This is a genomic window from Paenibacillus albiflavus, from assembly GCF_004344915.1.
Taxonomy (GTDB): Bacteria; Bacillota; Bacilli; order Paenibacillales; family NBRC-103111; genus Paenibacillus_AM; species Paenibacillus_AM albiflavus.
In genome coordinates this window covers 1-18,917 of sequence record NZ_SKFG01000004.1, presented here as the reverse complement: position 1 = coordinate 18,917, position 18,917 = coordinate 1, and the positions used below count along the sequence as shown (strand labels likewise).

At 43.9% G+C, this 18,917-nt stretch carries 19 protein-coding genes; 12 read left to right on the top strand and 7 right to left on the bottom strand.

Translation table 11 applies throughout. The annotated features are described in order from the left end of the window. Window positions 1-104: 104 nt before the first annotated feature. Entirely contained in the window at window positions 105-950 is an 846-nt protein-coding gene (locus E0485_RS06485; protein WP_132417177.1) for a hypothetical protein, read from the top strand. A gap of 96 nt (window positions 951-1,046) precedes the next feature. Here E0485_RS06485 and E0485_RS06480 read toward each other — a convergent pair whose 3' ends face one another. Continuing rightward, on the bottom strand, window positions 1,047-2,126 hold the full coding sequence (locus E0485_RS06480) for a nitric oxide synthase oxygenase (RefSeq protein WP_132417176.1): 1,080 nt from the start codon (window positions 2,124-2,126) through the stop codon (window positions 1,047-1,049). Between the two features lie 339 nt (window positions 2,127-2,465). Between E0485_RS06480 and qoxA the strand changes: the two genes are divergently transcribed. The 9 genes from qoxA (at window position 2,466) to E0485_RS06435 (ending at window position 12,572) form a co-directional block, all read left to right on the top strand. After that, on the top strand, window positions 2,466-3,401 hold the full coding sequence (gene qoxA / locus E0485_RS06475) for a cytochrome aa3 quinol oxidase subunit II (RefSeq protein ID WP_132417175.1): 936 nt from the start codon (window positions 2,466-2,468) through the stop codon (window positions 3,399-3,401). Window positions 3,402-3,428: 27 nt separating this feature from the next. Then, entirely contained in the window at window positions 3,429-5,372 is a 1,944-nt protein-coding gene (gene qoxB / locus E0485_RS06470) for a cytochrome aa3 quinol oxidase subunit I (RefSeq protein WP_132417174.1), read from the top strand. Further along, entirely contained in the window at window positions 5,369-5,968 is a 600-nt protein-coding gene (locus tag E0485_RS06465) for a cytochrome c oxidase subunit 3 (RefSeq protein ID WP_132417173.1), read from the top strand. Before qoxB ends, E0485_RS06465 begins: the two co-directional genes overlap by 4 nt. 1 nt (window position 5,969) lies before the next feature. After that, window positions 5,970-6,260: a cytochrome aa3 quinol oxidase subunit IV gene (gene qoxD, locus E0485_RS06460; RefSeq protein WP_132417172.1), complete on the top strand. Its 291-nt coding sequence runs from the start codon at window positions 5,970-5,972 to the stop codon at window positions 6,258-6,260. Window positions 6,261-6,511: 251 nt separating this feature from the next. Continuing rightward, window positions 6,512-6,970, top strand: coding sequence for a hut operon transcriptional regulator HutP (gene hutP / locus E0485_RS06455; RefSeq protein WP_328591271.1), 459 nt, complete (start codon window positions 6,512-6,514; stop codon window positions 6,968-6,970). 93 nt (window positions 6,971-7,063) lie between these two features. Then, on the top strand, window positions 7,064-8,611 hold the full coding sequence (gene hutH, locus E0485_RS06450) for a histidine ammonia-lyase (RefSeq protein ID WP_207910934.1): 1,548 nt from the start codon (window positions 7,064-7,066) through the stop codon (window positions 8,609-8,611). A 19-nt stretch (window positions 8,612-8,630) separates the two neighbouring features. Further along, window positions 8,631-10,295 (top strand): urocanate hydratase, encoded by a 1,665-nt coding sequence (hutU, locus tag E0485_RS06445; RefSeq protein WP_132417171.1) that lies wholly within the window; start codon window positions 8,631-8,633, stop codon window positions 10,293-10,295. A gap of 7 nt (window positions 10,296-10,302) precedes the next feature. Further along, window positions 10,303-11,589 (top strand): imidazolonepropionase, encoded by a 1,287-nt coding sequence (hutI, locus tag E0485_RS06440; RefSeq protein ID WP_132417401.1) that lies wholly within the window; start codon window positions 10,303-10,305, stop codon window positions 11,587-11,589. 11 nt (window positions 11,590-11,600) lie between these two features. Then, window positions 11,601-12,572, top strand: a complete 972-nt coding sequence (locus E0485_RS06435) for an agmatinase family protein (RefSeq protein WP_132417170.1) — start codon at window positions 11,601-11,603, stop codon at window positions 12,570-12,572. A 72-nt stretch (window positions 12,573-12,644) separates the two neighbouring features. Here the strand turns inward: E0485_RS06435 and feoB are convergent, their stop codons facing one another. The 6 genes from feoB to E0485_RS06405 all read right to left on the bottom strand — a co-directional run bounded on the left by feoB (window position 12,645) and on the right by E0485_RS06405 (window position 17,245). After that, window positions 12,645-14,657 (bottom strand): ferrous iron transport protein B, encoded by a 2,013-nt coding sequence (gene feoB, locus E0485_RS06430; RefSeq protein WP_132417169.1) that lies wholly within the window; start codon window positions 14,655-14,657, stop codon window positions 12,645-12,647. A 24-nt stretch (window positions 14,658-14,681) separates the two neighbouring features. Beyond that, entirely contained in the window at window positions 14,682-14,900 is a 219-nt protein-coding gene (locus E0485_RS06425) for a FeoA family protein (RefSeq protein WP_132417168.1), read from the bottom strand. Window positions 14,901-14,917: 17 nt separating this feature from the next. Then, on the bottom strand, window positions 14,918-15,184 hold the full coding sequence (locus E0485_RS06420) for a helix-turn-helix domain-containing protein (protein WP_132417167.1): 267 nt from the start codon (window positions 15,182-15,184) through the stop codon (window positions 14,918-14,920). Window positions 15,185-15,494: 310 nt separating this feature from the next. After that, window positions 15,495-16,508, bottom strand: coding sequence for a fatty acid desaturase (locus E0485_RS06415; protein WP_132417166.1), 1,014 nt, complete (start codon window positions 16,506-16,508; stop codon window positions 15,495-15,497). Beyond that, window positions 16,509-16,706, bottom strand: coding sequence for a helix-turn-helix transcriptional regulator (locus E0485_RS06410; RefSeq protein WP_132417165.1), 198 nt, complete (start codon window positions 16,704-16,706; stop codon window positions 16,509-16,511). Window positions 16,707-16,762: 56 nt separating this feature from the next. Next, on the bottom strand, window positions 16,763-17,245 hold the full coding sequence (locus E0485_RS06405; RefSeq protein WP_132417164.1) for a DUF6773 family protein: 483 nt from the start codon (window positions 17,243-17,245) through the stop codon (window positions 16,763-16,765). 340 nt (window positions 17,246-17,585) lie between these two features. Here E0485_RS06405 and E0485_RS06400 point away from each other — a divergent pair, with 340 nt between their 5' ends. After that, window positions 17,586-17,912: a helix-turn-helix domain-containing protein gene (locus E0485_RS06400; protein WP_132417163.1), complete on the top strand. Its 327-nt coding sequence runs from the start codon at window positions 17,586-17,588 to the stop codon at window positions 17,910-17,912. Continuing rightward, window positions 17,909-18,841, top strand: a complete 933-nt coding sequence (locus E0485_RS06395; RefSeq protein WP_132417162.1) for an IS3 family transposase — start codon at window positions 17,909-17,911, stop codon at window positions 18,839-18,841. Before E0485_RS06400 ends, E0485_RS06395 begins: the two co-directional genes overlap by 4 nt. Window positions 18,842-18,917 lie beyond the last annotated feature (76 nt).

Sequence of the window (18,917 nt, the reverse complement as noted above, 5' to 3'; positions counted from 1 at the left end):
CTTTATTATGCTTGCTTACCTGCTGGTATATAATCACTATATAACTCAGAAAATTTCGTATATAATTTGATAGATTGCTAGTTTCGATGAAAGCGGTGGCATTGATGCAAAATAATGGACAATCTACAACAAAAGCAAAAGTCATCATTGGGTTTAGTATCGTATTCTTCGGTTTTTGTGGGTATGTTGCGATTGATAGCGAAAATTATTTTATGTTAGTATTAAGCCTACTATTTGTAGCAGCGGGAATTTACGGTCTATTTAAATTCAGAAAGACAAAGACAGCTGATCATCTCAAAGGATATCAACCAGGTAAAGGATTCTGGTTCTTCCGCAAAACACCTCAGCAGAAAGTAAAAATGTTGAGCCTAACGCAATGGTTCTGCATTCTTATGTCGCTCGGTTTCTTCTACTACCTACAATCCTTTCGTGTATTCATCGGATTAATTGTCGGACTTGGCTTATCACAAATAGTAAAGCAGCGTATTAAATTTCATACTCCAATTGATGATGAATCCTTGTTTGAACTTGAAGCAAGAGGCGTTATCCTAAAGAATGAAACCGTCCAATCCTTATACAAGGATTTTGACACTTGGGAACAGACCCGAGCTGGGAATCAAATCCACTACCTTACGCCAGACTCATTAGTGCGTATCCTATTTGAAGACGAAAACTACTTTTCACGATACGAGTATCGTCTACGCAACATAAATAAAGTGGATATCATCGGAAACCCGGGTTCCAAACAAGGCTATATCCTAGCAATCGGTACGATGTATCAAGAGTTTATCCGTATTAATTTGAATGGGAAAACTTATCAAGATTCACCCGAGCAATTTCTCTTTCAATTTTTTACTCTTTTAGATTGTGCGCTTCTAAATATACCTGCACCGATGCCTTCTAATCAGAATCAACCAACGCAAGGTGAAGGAAGAATGCTCGATTTGTAAGGGGTAACTTTCTTCAAATAGGTGGAACGGAACTCGGCAAAGGAACGACTTCAGGCATTTTCAACAGCCTGAAAGTCGTTCCTTTTTGATTTCACCCTATTTATGATAAAAGAAATTCGGTGTCTTCACTTCATTCTTATAAGGTTTGTGGAAAATAGGCGTAGCTGCAGGTGACATTGGTGGGATGAGCCATGCCCAGTTGCCTGTAACCTCACGTCCTGCTTTGGCTTCGTTGGCTTCAAAACTCATAAACTGCTGAGCAGCCGTATGATGGTCTACGATTGCAATTCCTTGCTGTTTATAGGAATGAAGCACCGCTATGTTCAATTCGACAAGTGCTCTATCCTTCCATAGGGTTGATGCCTTCGTAGTATCCAGCCCCATAATCTCAGCTACTGCAGGCAACTTGTTATATCGCCCTGTGTCTGCCAAATTACGTGCTCCAATCTCTGTCCCCATATACCAGCCATTGAAAGGTGCGGCTGAATATGAGATGCCCCCCATTTCAAGACGCATATTGGAAACAATCGGAACGGCATACCATTGTAAGCCTAAGTCAGCGAAGGCTGGCAGCTCTGGATGCGTAAGAGGCACTTCCAACACGATGTCCGCAGGTAATTCATAGTAACGAGGTGTACGATCCCCAATCTGGATCAAGAGCGGCAATACATCATAATCTGATTTTTGGCTCTGCCAGCCAAGTGATTGACACAACTCAGTTATTCGTAAAGAATCAGAATCGCCGATGATTCCGTTCTCCGTCTGATAACCCGCGTATCGGATCAACTGCTGATTAAGAATACGAACCTTCTGATCTGCATGCAAATCTTGTTTACAAATCGTAATCGTAGGGCGAATTCGGCCTTCGTTAGTCGCTTGTTCAATATGTCTAAACAGCAGAGCTGCGATTTCATCCTCTGTCTCCGCAGTTCTCGCGTCCACCACCTGCATAGTGTTCCAAAACAGCCGTCCAATGCAGCGATTGCTGTTGCGCCATGCCATCTTAGCCCCGTGCTCTAGTTCTTCTGCCGTATGCTCATAATAGCCATTCTCCATAATAGCAGCTTTAACTTCAACTAGCCGAGTTTCGATTTCTTCTGGTGTCTTTAATAGTTCCGCATTGCACTCTTTAATAAAATTCGTTGCTTTCTTTAGCAGTCGCTGCTGATTGTCCATAGCTTAATCTCCCAAAATATTGTGTCCCTCTATTTTAGCACATAAGCTTAATTTTCCTATGAAAGCCACTTGATTGTCACAGATGTTGTCTCTCAAATCAGACTATTTAGTATTATTAGAATTTATCAGATTAAAAAAAAGTGATCAATATCATTTATCATTGAATCATTTCGTGATATGATAGATGATGAAAATATTTTTGCCTTTAATGGATTGTGTAAATAATATGCATTTTTGGGTTATTTGACCAATTCATTTTCGTTTGTAATTTTCATAGTTTTACAGGCAACCTGTACCACAACACATAACTAAAACATCGAAGAGAAAGGGGTTCCTTACGTGAAAAAGGGAAGTTCATTATTTGTCGTTCTTCTATCGCTTGTATTACTGTTATCAGGCTGTGAAGGGTCTGCAGTCCTTGACCCTAAAGGACCTGTGGCTAAGATACAGGCAAATGTCATTAATTTTTCTACGATCCTTATGGCCGTTATCCTACTAGTAGTTTATATTCTATTTGTTACGATGCTCGTCAAATATCGTGCAACCAAAGCGAATAAAGACTATGAACCACCTCATGTTGAGGGAAGCAAATGGCTAGAATTCACTTGGACAGCTATTCCAGTCATTATCGTTATTATTCTATCTGTCGTTACCGTTCGTTCTACGAGCGCAATTGAACAACCTCCAGCGGGCTATGAGAATGAAAAGCCTGTTGTCATTTATGCATCTTCCTCTAACTGGAAGTGGCATTTTAGCTATCCTGAAGAAGGAATCGAAACTGTGAATTACGTTAACATTCCTACTCATCGTCCAATTGAGTTCCGCCTGTACTCTTTTGGCCCAATTACGAGCTTCTGGGTACCGCAGCTTGCAGGACAGAAATATGCGATGAGCGATATGGTGAATACGCTGCACCTTGCAGCAGAACATGAAGGCACATTCCTAGGTACGAACGCCAACTTTAGTGGTAAAGGCTTTGCACAAATGGAGTTTGATGTCGAGACAATGTCTACAGAAGCTTATGACAAATGGGTTCAAGCAGTAAAAGCCAAAGAACCTAAGTTGACTGAGAGTGAATTCCAGACCTTACTCGATACCGATCATGTCGGTCGTAAGACATATTCCTCAACACATCTGGACTTCAGACCCGCACCTGAAGGTGCCAATGCTGGACACAATCATGGCGGATCAGATTCAGATTCAGATCATGATATGCACGATATGAAAGACATGAAAGATATGAATCATACAGACCATTCAACTAGCAATAAGTAGAAACAACTAGAAAGGAGAAGTACCTGTATGAACCACGATGGTTTTTTTGTTACTGGCGATCCACTGATTTACGGGGCGATGGTTAGTATTGTCGTCGCTACACTTGCGATCATCATCGGCTTGACCTATTTCAAAAAATGGGGATATTTATGGAGGGAATGGTTGACAACCGTCGATCATAAGCGTATCGGTATTATGTATATCATATCCGCACTGATTATGCTTTTCCGTGGTGGCGTTGACGGTCTAATGATGCGAACTCAGCTTGCAGCTCCCGATATGAAATTCCTAGATGCACAGCATTATAATGAAGTTTTTACAACGCATGGTGTTATCATGATTCTGTTCATGGCTATGCCATTCATTATCGGACTTATGAACGTCGTTGTTCCTTTGCAAATCGGAGCTCGCGACGTAGCTTTCCCAAGATTGAACGCGATTAGCTTCTGGCTGTTTGCAGCTGGTGCTATGCTATTTAACATCTCATTCGTCATTGGAGGATCTCCAGATGCTGGTTGGACAGCCTATTTCCCACTAGCAAGTAATGAATTTAGTCCAACTGTCGGAATGAATTATTACTCACTTGCCATACAGATTGCAGGTCTTGGTACGCTGATGACGGGGATTAACTTCGTTGTTACCATTCTTAGAATGCGCGCACCAGGAATGAAGCTTATGCGGATGCCGATGTTTACTTGGTCAACCCTGATTACATCGGTTATCATCATGTTTGCATTCCCAGTTCTGACAGTTGCACTAGCACTAATGATGTTTGACCGTTTATTCGGCAGCCAATTCTTCACAATGGCTAGCGGCGGTATGGACATGCTATGGGCAAACTTATTCTGGGTATGGGGACATCCTGAGGTTTATATCGTTGTACTTCCAGCTTTCGGTATTTACAGCGAGATTATCTCGACTTTCTCCAGGAAAAACCTATATGGCTATAAATCTATGGTTATCAGTATGGTTGCTATTTCAGGTCTATCCTTCGTCGTTTGGGCTCACCATTTTTACACAATGGGTCACGGCGTTATGGTTAACAGTATATTCTCAATTACAACGATGGCAATTGCCGTACCTACGGGGGTTAAGATATTTAACTGGCTCTTAACGCTCCATAAGGGACGAATTCAATTTACGACCCCGATGCTTTATGCCCTGGCATTCATTCCGATCTTTACAATCGGTGGGGTAACAGGTGTTATGCTAGCAATGGCAAGTGCTGACTATCAATATCACAATACGATGTTCCTAGTTGCGCATTTCCACTATGTACTCATTCCTGGTACCGTATTTGGTGTTCTAGCAGGTATGCACTACTGGTTCCCAAAAATGTTCGGTTTCAGACTTAACGAACGTCGCGGTAAACTAAGCTTCTGGTTTATCATCATTTCCTTTAATGTTACGTTCATGCCATTATTCTTCTTAGGACTTAACGGTATGAGACGTCGTATGTATGTATATTCAGAAGCTACTGGTTTTGGACCGCTGAATCTGATTGCATCCATTGGTGCAGTTGGTCTAGCAATTGGTTTCGCTCTTCTTGTTTATAACATTTACTGGAGCTTCCGCTATGAGCCACGCGATACTACAGGTGATCCTTGGGATGCACGTACACTCGAGTGGGCAACGCATAGCCCTGTTCCTGAATATAATTTTGCCGAAATTCCTGATGTTAAGTCACTTGATGCTTTCTGGTATTGGAAAAAGGATAAGCAACCTTTATTCACAGGCAAGCTTGAACCAATCCATCTTCCGAATAGTAGTGGCGGGCCCGTTATTCTCGGCATCCTCTTCTTCTTCTTTGGATTCTGCATGGTATTTAGCTGGTGGATTCCGTCTGTTATATTCGGACTTGGCATCCTATTCATGTTAGCTTACCGTTCATTCGAGAACGATCATGGGTTTATCATACCTGTGAAAGAGATTGAACAAACCGAAAAAAAATTGCGGGGTGAATCCAAATGAAAATAGATAACTCACTGCCGCTAGAGTACCGGACAGAGGAGAATAGCAACCGTATCTTCGGATTCTGGTTATTCCTCGGAGCTGAAATTGTCTTATTCGCAACTTTATTTGCCGTCTATCTAACGCTTTGGCAAGGCACTGGTGATGGTCCAACAGCCAAAGATATTTTTATACTCAGTCCTGTGCTTGTCGAGACCTTCGTCCTGCTTACAAGCAGCTTTACTTGTGGTCTTGCCATTCATAGCATGCGTCTAGGTTTGAAGAAACCGATGATGGTCTTCTTCGGTATTACCTTACTGCTAGGGCTTGTATTCCTTGGTGTAGAAATCAATGAATTCGTCACTTATATCTATCATGATCATGCTACTCTATCAACAAGTGCCTTTATTTCTAGCTTATTCGTTCTACTAGGAACTCACGGAGCGCACGTTACCTTCGGTTTCCTATGGGGTACTGGCATTATGCTTCAAATTAAAAAGCATGGACTCAACGAGCATACAGCTAATAAGTCGTTTATCTTCTCCCTTTACTGGCACTTCTTAGACGTTGTCTGGATTTTCATCTTCAGCTTCGTCTATCTGAAAGGACTGATGTAAAATGGTCAAGAAACTATTTCCGATTCGTCATGTGATGGGCTACATTTTCTCACTTGTCTTGACCGTTGTTGCTCTCTCTGTACTGCTAGATGGAATTAGCTTTGCAGTTGGCATGACTATCCTGCTCGTGTGTGCGACAATCCAAGCTGGTGTTCAGCTATTCATGTTCATGCACATTAACGAGCATGGTGAAACCAAAAGTTCACTCTATATCAATATTGGCTATGCATTATTCGTGGCGCTTGCTACCGTATTTGGTACACTATTGACGATGATTTGGGGATATCAGTAATACTAGATTTGAGAGAAGGACCTTCGATTAGAGGGTCCTTTTCTTGTATGATACAACCCTATTCTTGACCGAAATTAACTTAATAATTAAATTAATTTGACAATAATCTTCTTCGAGACTTACACTTAGAATAATCGAGGAAACGGTTTCATTTTAGTGATAAATAGAACCTGGCTATAACGTATAGCGTTGTACCAGTTTAGACATGACCTTTACTTGAAATACAAGATAAGCTCAGGTAGCGGAGAGGAATGATTAGCATCGACATGAATTCGTTCTCACTGGGCAAATTAACCTGTTTACTTGCTATGCTGCACAATGACAGCTGGGGCAAGGAAGTCGAGGATGAGCTGAAAACAAGAGGTTATCGTTACACAATCGGCAAGGTTGGCTCAATGGATATTGTCAAAGTTGTCGCAGCAATTGAGACCGCAGCGAAATCGAAGCATATAATAGATGAGGGGCACTATCGTGAAGCTCATGCACTCTATCATGCTACAATTGAAGCCATACAAGGCATTGGCCGAGGAACGATTCAATTCGGCGAGATTCTGCGGACGGTAGGATTAACCTTTGCCATCGTCAGAGGCACAGTCGATCGACCAGGACATGACGGTGAGTGGATCAGTGTATGTGTATTTGGATCCATAGGCGCACCCAAAAAAGGATTTGAGCATGATACGCTCGGATTCGGTTATAACCATATTTGAATATTTAGACGACCATAGTCTTTTAGTTGTTTAGGGGTCAATACCTTTCTTTGGTATTGGCCTCTTTGTATTTATCCAAGGAGGATGATCAGCATGCAACACACACATACCGAAGGAGCCGTAATGAAGCTTGACGGCGTATCGCTAACTTTACGGGATGTCATCAAGGTCGCACGCCATAAATGCCAAGTAGAGTTAACAGAAGCAAGCAAAGCGCAAGTTATCCGCAGCCGAGATTATGTCAACAAGCTGCTTCAAGACAAAAAGGTTGTGTATGGCTTAACGACAGGCTTTGGCAAGTTCAGCGATACGTATATTTCGAATGACGATACGAAGGCATTGCAAGTCAATCTTATTCGCAGCCATGCCTGCGGAGTTGGCGCACCATTGTCAGAGGAAGTTGTAAGAGCCATTATGCTGCTTCGACTGAACGCACTCTCACGCGGCAATTCAGGCATTCGACTTGAATTGCTTGAAACCATTACAGCGATGCTCAATCAGAACGTCATTCCGGTCATTCCTGAAAAAGGATCGCTAGGCGCTAGCGGAGATTTAGCTCCATTATCCCATTTTGCACTTGTCATCATGGGTGAAGGCGAAGCTTACTACGAAGGTAAGCGTATGGGCGGCTTGGAAGCGATGACGCTTGCGGGTATTAAACCGATAGCGCTTGAAGCCAAAGAAGGTCTTGCCTTGATCAATGGCACACAAGTCATGACGGCTATTGGATCAATCGCATGCTGGGATGCACTGAATTTATCCAAGTGGGCTGATTGCATCGGAGCGCTTACGTATGAAGCGTTATTAGGCGTTCGGGATGCATTCGACCCTGAGACACATGAGCTTCGTCCGCATAAATATCAGCAAGTCGTCGCGAATAATCTCATACAATTAACCCAAGGAAGTAAGCTTATCACCAGACAAGGCGAAGTGCGTGTGCAGGATGCCTACTCCCTCCGTTGCTTGCCGCAGGTTCATGGAGCAAGCCGTGATGCGCTAGCTTACATCGCCGAAAAGCTCGAGATTGAGATCAATTCGGTAACCGATAACCCCATTATATTTGCCGATAAGGATCGCGTTATTTCAGGCGGCAATTTCCACGGTCAGCCGATTGCGCTTAGCATGGACTTCATGTCTATTGCGATGTCTGAGTATGCAAACATCTCTGAACGGCGAGTTGAACGACTTGTAAATCCACAGCTAAACGAGAAGCTGCCTGCTTTCCTAGTAAAAGATGGCGGCGTTCAATCAGGATTTATGATCGCCCAATATGCTGCTGCTGCACTTGTATCTGAGAACAAATCATTAGCACATCCCGCTAGTGTAGACTCCATCCCATCCTCAGCTAACCAAGAGGATCATGTAAGCATGGGAACGATCGGCGCTCGCAAAGCTGCCCAAATTGTCGATAACGCCTACCATGTGCTTGCCATTGAACTGCTATGCGCTGCGCAAGCCATCGATTTCCGCGATCCTAGTCTACTAGGCATAGGCACTAGCTGGGTCTACAACCGTTGCCGCCAGCATGTTGCACAAGTTACGGAAGATCGCGTATTGTCTACTGATTTTGCCACAATTGCCAACATGATGAAGGATTCTAACGTGCTTAACGAGCTTAGCTCGATCATTAATCTTCAATAAATTAGGGAGGCAATCGATCATGACAACAACTAAACAAACGGAGATCCGAGCCCCACGTGGAACGACCCTGAACACCAAAGGCTGGGTACAAGAGGCCGCGCTTCGCATGCTGATGAACAATCTGGACCCTGAGGTAGCCGAGTACCCCGATAAGCTTGTTGTGTACGGGGGTATTGGCAAAGCAGCACGCAACTGGGACAGCTATCACGCAATTATCAGGGAGCTTAAGCAGCTAGAAGAAAATGAGACACTGCTCATTCAATCAGGCAAACCCGTATCCGTCATGCGCACGCATAAGCATGCACCCCGTGTTCTGCTAGCGAACTCCAACATTGTGCCTGCCTATGCGAATTGGGAAACATTCCACGAATTAGATCGCAAAGGTCTCATGATGTATGGTCAAATGACGGCAGGAAGCTGGATCTATATCGGCAGCCAAGGGATTGTGCAAGGCACGTATGAGACATTCGCGGAGTGCGCTAGACAGCATTTTAACGGTACACTCAAGGGAACCATTACCGTAACAGCGGGACTAGGCGGTATGGGCGGAGCGCAGCCATTAGCTGTCACGATGAACGATGGGGTTGTCATCGGCATTGATGTCGACCGCACGCGCATTCAAAAAAGAATCGACACACGCTATTGCGACGTTGTTGTGGAAACGCTCGATGAAGGGATCCTGCTAGCGCAAGATGCCAAAGCTGCTGGCAAAGCCTTATCCATCGCATTAGTTGGCAATGCCGCTGAAGTTCTGCCGCAGATGATTGCGCGGGGCTTCATTCCGGATATTATCACGGACCAAACCTCAGCGCATGATCCACTGAACGGATATCTGCCAGTAGGGGTTTCATTAGAAGAAGGCGCTGCACTCCGTCAATCGGACCCGCAAGCATATGTGCGTCAGTCCAAAGCAAGCATGGCTGTCCATGTGGAAGCCATGCTTGAGATGATGAAGCAAGGCGCGATTGCTTTTGACTATGGCAATAACATTCGTCAGGTTGCATACGATAGCGGCGTGAAAGATGCTTTCGCATTCCCTGGCTTTGTCCCTGCCTATATTCGCCCGCAATTCTGCGAAGGCAAAGGTCCTTTCCGCTGGGTAGCTCTATCTGGCGATCCGGAGGATATTTACAAAACAGATGAAGTGATACTGAGAGAATTCGCTCATAACAAGCATCTATGCAAATGGATCGAGATGGCGCGCGAACGAATTGCATTCCAAGGACTGCCTGCTCGGATCTGCTGGCTAGGGTATGGGGAACGCGCTCGTTTTGGCAAAATCATTAACGATATGGTTGCTTCCGGCGAGCTATCCGCGCCAATCGTGATCGGTCGTGACCATCTGGATGCAGGCTCAGTCGCCTCACCGAACCGTGAAACAGAAGCGATGAAGGATGGCAGCGATGTCGTTGCGGATTGGCCAATCCTGAACGCACTTGTGAATACGGCGGCTGGTGCGAGCTGGGTATCCGTTCATCACGGCGGCGGCGTAGGTATGGGCTATTCGATTCACGCTGGCATGGTTGTAGTTGCTGACGGTTCTAAAGACGCGGAAGAACGGCTTGAACGTGTCCTGACAACTGACCCAGGTATGGGTGTGGTTCGACATGTAGATGCGGGCTATGAGCTTGCGATTGAAACAGCAAAGGAACGTGGGGTTCGGATTCCCATGTTAGGCATTTAAAATGAATATGAATCGAATCGATTTACTTCTATACAATATCGGTGTCCTTATTACGATGCAGGGAAGTGCCCTTCCCCGCACCAAAGAGGACATGTCCCAAGTTGGCGAAATTCATAATGCTGCTATTGCGGTGCTAGATGGCAAGATCGTGGCAGTTGGAACGGAGGAAGAAGTTCGTGCGGTTATCACAGGATTACCTATCCTGAAACAAATCGATGCAGAAGGCAAGCTTGTCACACCAGGACTTGTTGATCCGCATACTCATTTGGTGCATGGGGGATCCCGCGAGCATGAATTGCCGCTAAAGCTTAAAGGGGCTACGTATTTGGAAATTCTCGCACAAGGCGGCGGCATTCTAAGTACCGTTCGTGCGACCAGACTAGCAACAGAAGAGAAATTGTATGCTAAAGCTCTCACAAGTCTCAATACGATGCTGCTGCAAGGTGCAACAACAGTCGAAGCCAAAAGTGGCTATGGGCTCACAATGAAGGATGAACTGAAGCAGCTTCGGGTTACTCAGCGGTTGAACCAATCGCATCCTGTCGATTTAGTCTCGACCTTCATGGGCGCTCATATGATCCCTGAGGAATATAAGCAGGATCCTTCTGCTTATGTTGAGCTGGTTATTCATGAAATGCTGCCCGAGGTGAAACGCCTTGGCCTAGCTGAATTCTGTGATGTATTCTGCGAGCATGGCGTGTTCAGTGTCGAACAGTCCCGCCAAATTCTCCATGCCGCAAGAGAGCTAGGCTTCGGTCTCAAAATCCATGCGGACGAAATCGTACCGATGGGCGGCGCTGAGCTTGCGGGTGAACTCGGCTGTATTTCCGCCGAGCATCTTATTGCCGCATCGGATGAAGGGATAGCAGCAATGCAGCAAGCAGGCGTTATTGCCGTCTGCCTCCCTGCTACTTCCTTCAATTTGCGGCTCAAAGAGCATGCCAGAGCTCGGTCGATGATCGATATGGGCGTCCCAGTTGCGCTATCGACTGACTATAACCCTGGCAGCTCACCGACAGAATCCATCCAGCTTGTCATGACCCTTGGCTGTCTGAATCTATTGCTATCACCTGAAGAGGTGATAACAGCTATTACGATCAATGCAGCTCACGCAATTGGCAGAGCAGATACAATCGGCAGTCTCGAAGTCGGCAAATATGCCGATATCGTTCTCTACAACGCAACTAACTTGGCGTATCTGCCGTATCATTTTGGCATCAATCATGTACATACCGTTATCAAACAAGGGCAAGTCGTTGTTAGTAACGGGCAACTGGCATACCCCACCCTGTAGGAGGCGTCTTCATGAAGCGCATTGATTTACTTAACCCACCCGAAATCATTCGCAGCTCTAAATTGGGCGATCCTTACGATACAAAAGTCGCACATTGGCTTACAGCTTGGGATGGTATCGAGCCTATCGACATTGGATTTATCGGTATTCCCTTATCCAAAACTTCCATTAGCGTCTCAGGTGCATCCATGACGCCGAATGCCTTACGGGAGCTGTTTCCCAATGTAACGACTTATAACATCGATCATGATGTAGATCTGCAGGAGCTGGCAGCGAAGGATCTCGGTGATATCCAGATGCATATTACAGATTTGCTGAAGTGCCACTCCAATATCGAGCAAGGGCTAACCAATCTATATGAAGCGATGCCGCATGTGTTCCCGATCATAGCAGGCGGGGATCACTCCATTACTTGCCCATCGGTCAAAGCATTCCGTAAGCGGGTGAACAGCAAAGTCGGGATCGTACAGATCGATTCCCATATGGATGTTCGCAGCTTGGCATATGGAGGTCCTTCGAACGGGACGCCGATTCGCGGTTTAATCGAGTCAGGCACGGTCGAAGGCAAGCATATCGCACAAATCGGCATCCATAGCTTTGCTAACTCCAAGCCTTATCGCGATTACGCGGTGTCTAAGGGCATTACCCAGTTCACAGCAAGAGAGGTCCATCTGCGAGGGATCGAGACACTGGTCGAGCAAGCGCTTCAGATTGCTGGAGACGGGACTGATGCGATTTATGTCACCATAGATATGGATGTGCTCGATCAAGCCTTCGCTCCAGGCGTACCTGCGATGGTGCCAGCAGGCATGACCTCGTGGCAGCTATATGAGGCCGTCTATCTGTTAGGTCAGCATCCGAAGGTGCAGGGCTTTGACATTGTATGTGTGGATCCTATGCAAGACCCTCGCCGCGCAACGGTGCGAATGACGTTATACACGATCCTGAACTTCCTATCAGGATATATGAAACGGAGTAAGTAGCGTTATAACGAACAAAAGAGCTATTTCACAGGAATCTCAAGTTCCTATGAAATAGCTCTTCTATTTTTATCCCTATGAAAATCCTAGCAATCCACCTATCTGATAGACTAGAATCGCTGCTGTATAACCAACTACAAATGTATAAGTCGCAGAAAAGATTGTCCATTTCCACGAATTTGTTTCTTTGCGAATGATTGCAAGCGTTGCAACACAAGGTGTATACAGTAATGACATCACCATGAAGGCCATTGCCGAGAGCGGTGTAAACACTTGTTGAATCGCAGAAACAAGATCCGTCCCCTCTCCAACCCCTGAGTAAGCCATCCCCATAACAGCTACCGTAGTTTCCTTCGCAATGATTCCACAAACTAGACTGATAGATGCCTGCCATGTGCCAAATCCAGCGGGATCGAAGATTGGCGCTACAAATCCACCAATTCGTCCGAGGATGGTCTGGTCACTATACTGCTCTGCACTTAGCGGGAAGATTGATAGCACCCACAGAATGATAACGAACGGAAGAATGACTCTCCCTGCTTTTTTGATAAAAGAGCTTGCCTTCTCCCACATCAGCAACAGTACGTTCTTGAGCGATGGGAGTCGATACGGTGGCAGTTCCATCACGAAGTACGATACTTCTCCCTTGAATATAGTCGAAGAGAACAACTTCCCAAACAACAGCGCAACGACAATTCCTAACGCATAGAGTGAGAATAGGATGAGTCCCTGATAAGCACTAAAAAACGCTGCGACGAACACAACATAAATTGGCAGCCTTGCGCCACAAGAGATAAAAGGGTTAACCAGGATGGCAACCATACGATCTTTCTTGCTATCGAGTGTTCGAGTTGACATAATCCCTGGAACATTACAGCCCGTTGAGATGATCATAGAAACGAACGTTTTGCCATGTAAGCCTAAAGCACGCATCAAACGATCCATGACATACGCCGCTCTTGCCATATAACCGCTGTCCTCTAGCAGACCGATCAAGAAATACATTACCGCAATGAGTGGAACGAATGTCAGGACTGCACCGACACCACCGATAATACCATCATTAAGGAAGCCGACAAGGAAGGAATTAGCCCCCATATCCTCTAGTTGTCCACTAAGCCATTGGCCGCCAAGATCAAACCATTCACTGAGCTTATCCTGCATACCCGCTCCAACAATGAAGGTTAATTCATAGAGCAGGAACATGATCGCAGCAAAGATTGGTATCCCAAAATACTTGTTTGTAACAATCCGATCGATCTTGTCCGATGTCGTATCCATAGTGAGCTCAGGCTTTTGCATGCAATTCTGGAGCAAATCTGTAATATGGGTATATCTTCGATCCACTAGAGAGATTTCGGGTTCAAAGCCGACTTCCTCTGTATAAGCATCTATTAATTCCTGTATCTGCTGAAGAATCTGTGGATCGACTTGATCTTGAATAGCTTTGCTTATATAAGCGTCATTCTCAATCAGCTTTACCGCGATCCACTCAATCGGATATTCAAGCTTAGGGTTATACGGACTCAATAAGCTTTGCACATTGCTAATTAGCTGATTTAACTCATTTCCGTAATTTAGAACATTGATTGTATTCGGCTTATCGTATACGCTAACAGCCGTCTTAATCAATTCGCTGAGCCCTTCGGCCTTAGAAGCGACTGTGGGAATTACAGGCACTCCGAGCGCTTCCGACAGAGCCTTTATATCAATTTCAATATTTTTCTGTTTCGCTTCATCAATCATGTTCAGGGCAATGACAACATTCGCACCCATTTCAATCATTTGGATCGTCAAATACAGGTTACGTTCGATATTGGATGCATCCACTACATTGATAACAACACTAGGATTCTCTTTAATAATATAGTCTCTTGCTACGATCTCATCCTCGGAATACGCACCCAAGCTGTACGTACCAGGCAGATCGACAAGCACATATTTATTCCCTTGAAAGCTAACTACGCCTTCCTTCTTCTCAACCGTAACCCCAGGCCAATTGCCAACATGCTGTTTGGCATTTGTAAAGGCGTTGAATAGAGTCGTCTTTCCGCAGTTAGGATTGCCAGCTAAAGCAATACTACTCATACGTCACCTCTTCTTGTCTTGTTGCTATAGCAGAATCGCACTAGCCTCACTTTTGCGAAGCACTAGCTTATATCCTCTAACTGCGACCTCAATAGGATCACCCAATGGTGCTTTGCCGATAATTTGCATCGTTACGCCAGGAGTAACGCCCATATCTAATAATCTTTTGCGATACGAGCTTTCTTTGGCTAAATCTTTAACAACAACTTTGGATCCGATGGTTGCTGATGTTAGATCTTTCATCTCAATTCCTCCTATTGTTAACGAGCAAGCAACGCCTTCTTGCCCTTATCCGTCAATTCCCAATGTATCAAGCCTATATCGCTAGAAGAACAACCGCCGCATAACTTTGAAGAACATTTCTTCGTTTCACAGGCCGTATCATCAACTTTATTTATATAACCGCCTTTAATCAGCTGGTTCTTATAATTCTCCGCCATAAATTCACTGATACCTAAACTTCGTTGAATCGCTTTGTTCGAGAAATCATTTCCCTGATGCAGATAATCCAGAATTTGACGAATCATTTCATATACATCCCTTCCTGTCACCCAAATCAGACTTGTTGGATTGTGACGAGAATGATTGTGATTGTTCCATATATGATTAAAAATATGATTAAAAAAATTGCACTAAATGACCATTTTATCTGTCTGTCGAATACAATGATAATCATTATCAATTACAAATTTAATTATATACCTAACATAGACTTTGTCAACGAAATAGTTCACTTTAGCTAGATCATCCTAAGTGGTAAATTTAAGTGACTTGTACATAAATAACGAATGCTGCCTAGAACGATGTATGTAATCGCTCTATAGGCAGCATTATATTTTAGCTTTCTCGTTTAGGAGTGTAGCGTTTAATGTCCTTGAAGGATATAAACCTCTTGACTTTCGTATCCCAAATTCTAAATTTAAGTGACTTCAGACTTGTTTTTAACGTGATCGTCTGGACCTCTCGTAACTTAGCATTTGTGTTATGCACTTTTTCCAGATAATAGTTAGGCACACGTGGACTCAAATGATGGATATGATGATAGCCGATATTCCCCGTAATCCAGTGCAAGAATCGAGGTAGACTGTAGAAGGAACTGCCTTGAAGCGCCGCAGACGCATGATCCCAGTTGCCATCCTCTTCATAATACCCTTCTTCAAAATTATGCTGCACATAGAACAGCCATATACCAGCGATACTGGATGTTAGAAATATAGGAACCTGTACAAGCAACGCCTCCTGCCAACCAAGTACAAGGCATAGCGTTCCTAACAGAACTACAATGCCAAGGTTCGTAACGTAAGTGTTAATCCGTTCTTTGCGCTTGGCAGCTTTGCGATTAAATCGATAATTAATGAGGAAAATATAAATTGGACCTAGTCCAAACATAATAATCGGATTGCGATACAATCGATAGATGAATCGTTGCATGGTAGACGCAGACAAATACTCTTCAACCGTCATCGTCCAGATATCGCCAGTTCCGCGATGATCCAAGTTCCCGCTCGTTGCATGATGCACCGCATGCGTGTACCGCCACTGTTGGAAAGGGACAAATGTCATTATGCCTGTGATTGTTCCGACAATCGCGTTCGCTTTTCTATTTTTAAAGAATGAGCCATGACAGCAATCATGAAAAATAATAAAGGTTCGGATTAAGAAGCCACCTGCAACAATCGCTATCGGTAGTGTCAACCAGAAGGAGACTTCAAGGCATAAGTAAGCCGCATACCATAGGATTATATAAGGTATTATCGTGTTAATGATCTGCCACACGCTACGCTTCGTATGGGATCTTTCATAAGGTGCGACATCTTTCCGCCAGCTGCCTTGCTCATTAGGGTTGTTCAATCAAGTTTCCTCCCAGAATAGGTCATCCAATGTTTTGGATAGAGCCTTACATATTGCCACACATAAGCTTAGACTCGGATTATATTTCCCTAGTTCAATTAATCCAATCGTTTGCCTGGTTACACTCACGGCCTTGGCCAATTCATCCTGCGATAAATCCTTCTCCACCCGAGCTATTTTTAATTTAAGATTCTTCATCCTAACATCACCTCACCCACTTCAATCCCTTATGTGTTCAGGCTTATCTGGACTTTCTACTCTTTCCTAAACTTCTTTGCCAGTACATGCCGCAAGGCCATAAGACCAGCAAAACAAGGGATATAAATGATGATAGCACCGAAAAATACGATGATAAAATACCATATATAATTGGATTCGCTACCATAAATCATTGAACTTCTAACGCCGAGGAAGATGGAAATGGCAACACCAACACCTAATCCAAGGGTCAACTTCTTACCGCTCATCGGAAATTTGCTAATACGAGTCTGGAGTTCAACCTCATCCGCATATAAGCCCAAATATACCGATTTAACCCCGTAATACAAGGCTGGGACTATCATGATAACTAATTCTGCTGTTATGAGCAGAATGCTAAATCCATAAATAAAGGATTTAACGACAGCCGATATGAAGCTGAGGATCATGGCGATGATATAAGCTTCTTTATAAATTTTGTTTTGTGTACTAACAACTCGCTCGTCAACATGCTTCTTTGTCTTTTTGAATAATCCCATAATTCCAGAACCTCCCCGGACCTTTCCGCAGATTTCTGATAATAATGTATGATATTGATTTCAAAATGTCAAATATATATTGCATTTTGATTTATATATGATGCTATAGGAATTAAATAGACTATGCTAAGAAGTCCTTTGAATGTATTTAGTGCATTCAAAAGTAGCGATTCGTGCCAACAGGTTGAACTTTACTGTATTATATACATTCAAAATCGGTTTAACAGGGGCAAAAGGATGCTATCGCGCCATTTGACTGCACAATTCTCTTAAGCCCCTTAAATAACGTAGAGTCTTAGTCGCCAATAAGATAAACTATTTATCAAGGGGGAATGATCGAATGAGAAGAACGAAAAAGGTGTATGAGGAGATCAGATTAAAGGTAGTGCGGGAGGCTTTATCTGGTATTAAGATTGCAGTGCTAGGAAGAAAGTATGAATTACACCCAGAGACTATCCGTGGATGGATTAGAGATTATCAAGATGAAATAGGGGAAGATCAGATTCCAAGCACAGATGAACAAATCCAAGAACTGAAGAGACTGCAGGAAATTGAGGATAAATATCATAAAGCAATCAAAATCTTAGGTGAGAAAGAACTTGAGAACGAAATCTTGCGTGAACTAGTAAAAAAGCAGAACCCTGCTTATCTGAAAAATTTGAAATAGCTCATCGTTTCATTAAGCAGGGAAATCCAGCCACACTTGTTCTAAGGATCATAGGGTTAGCAGAGTCCACTTATTACGCACGAATTAAACGAGCCAAGCAACCTAAAGAACATAAACAAACCGCTCGTAAAGGCCGTCCCTGCCCGGGATACTCCTTGACAATTAGTGGCGTTCAAATAGACGATGAGCAAATTAAGAAATGGCTCTTGGAGCTCCTAGAGGGCGAAGAGCACATCTATGGTTATAGGTGCTTAGCTCAGTGCCTTAGGAACAAATATGGACTTAGTTTGAATCCTAAAAAGTGTTATCGCTTATGCAAAGAGCTGGAAATTCTTCAGCAGCAACGCAAGAAGAAAATCAATTATCCACGTAGATTGCCTGTGAATCGAATGGTTACAGGTTCGAACCAGCTATGGCAAATGGATATTAAGTATGGTCGCGTAGTAGCTAGAAACCGCTTCTTTTTCATTCTGAGCATCATCGATATATTTGATCGTGTAATCGTTGGTTACTATGTTGGCACAACTTGTGAAGCGAAACATGCCGTTCAAGTCTTAGGAAAGGCTCTACAGGATCGCATACAACCCGGCGAGCCGCTGCCAACCATACGTACTGACAACGGCCCACAGTTCGTGAGTGCACTCTTTGAAGATATGTGTACAGCTTGGGGCGTTGTACACGAGAGGATTCCTCCGAAAACCCCTGATTTGAATGCATATATTGAGTCATTCCATAGTTTGGTGGAGCGAAATCTATTTGCCATGGAGATATTTATGACACTAGAACAGGCTTATGAAGCTATGGATCGTTATATGGACTTTTACAACAATCGTAGATTGCATGGAAGTTTGAAGCGCATGCCGCCAGCGAAGTTTTCTAAATGGATTTTAGAGCAAGAAGATCGGACGAAATTCTACAGAGCCTTGTAAACAGATGAAATAATGAGCTTTGCTAACCAAACTGGTTTTTTAATAAGGTAGACTCCAGAATAAGGGGGCCTAACCG

Bases quoted from the DNA above. Each gene is read 5' to 3' on its own strand.
- E0485_RS06465 (WP_132417173.1), top strand. From the start codon at position 5,369: ATGAAAATAGATAACTCACTGCCGCTAGAGTACCGGACAGAGGAGAAT.
- E0485_RS06435 (WP_132417170.1), top strand. From the start codon at position 11,601: ATGAAGCGCATTGATTTACTTAACCCACCCGAAATCATTCGCAGCTCT.
- E0485_RS06420 (WP_132417167.1), bottom strand. From the start codon at position 15,184: ATGATTCGTCAAATTCTGGATTATCTGCATCAGGGAAATGATTTCTCG.
- E0485_RS06405 (WP_132417164.1), bottom strand. From the start codon at position 17,245: ATGGGATTATTCAAAAAGACAAAGAAGCATGTTGACGAGCGAGTTGTT.
- hutU (WP_132417171.1), top strand. From the start codon at position 8,631: ATGACAACAACTAAACAAACGGAGATCCGAGCCCCACGTGGAACGACC.
- hutP (WP_328591271.1), top strand. From the start codon at position 6,512: ATGATTAGCATCGACATGAATTCGTTCTCACTGGGCAAATTAACCTGT.
- E0485_RS06400 (WP_132417163.1), top strand. From the start codon at position 17,586: ATGAGAAGAACGAAAAAGGTGTATGAGGAGATCAGATTAAAGGTAGTG.
- E0485_RS06425 (WP_132417168.1), bottom strand. From the start codon at position 14,900: ATGAAAGATCTAACATCAGCAACCATCGGATCCAAAGTTGTTGTTAAA.
- qoxB (WP_132417174.1), top strand. From the start codon at position 3,429: ATGAACCACGATGGTTTTTTTGTTACTGGCGATCCACTGATTTACGGG.
- qoxD (WP_132417172.1), top strand. From the start codon at position 5,970: ATGGTCAAGAAACTATTTCCGATTCGTCATGTGATGGGCTACATTTTC.
- E0485_RS06480 (WP_132417176.1), bottom strand. From the start codon at position 2,126: ATGGACAATCAGCAGCGACTGCTAAAGAAAGCAACGAATTTTATTAAA.
- feoB (WP_132417169.1), bottom strand. From the start codon at position 14,657: ATGAGTAGTATTGCTTTAGCTGGCAATCCTAACTGCGGAAAGACGACT.
- hutI (WP_132417401.1), top strand. From the start codon at position 10,303: ATGAATCGAATCGATTTACTTCTATACAATATCGGTGTCCTTATTACG.
- E0485_RS06485 (WP_132417177.1), top strand. From the start codon at position 105: ATGCAAAATAATGGACAATCTACAACAAAAGCAAAAGTCATCATTGGG.
- E0485_RS06410 (WP_132417165.1), bottom strand. From the start codon at position 16,706: ATGAAGAATCTTAAATTAAAAATAGCTCGGGTGGAGAAGGATTTATCG.
- hutH (WP_207910934.1), top strand. From the start codon at position 7,064: ATGCAACACACACATACCGAAGGAGCCGTAATGAAGCTTGACGGCGTA.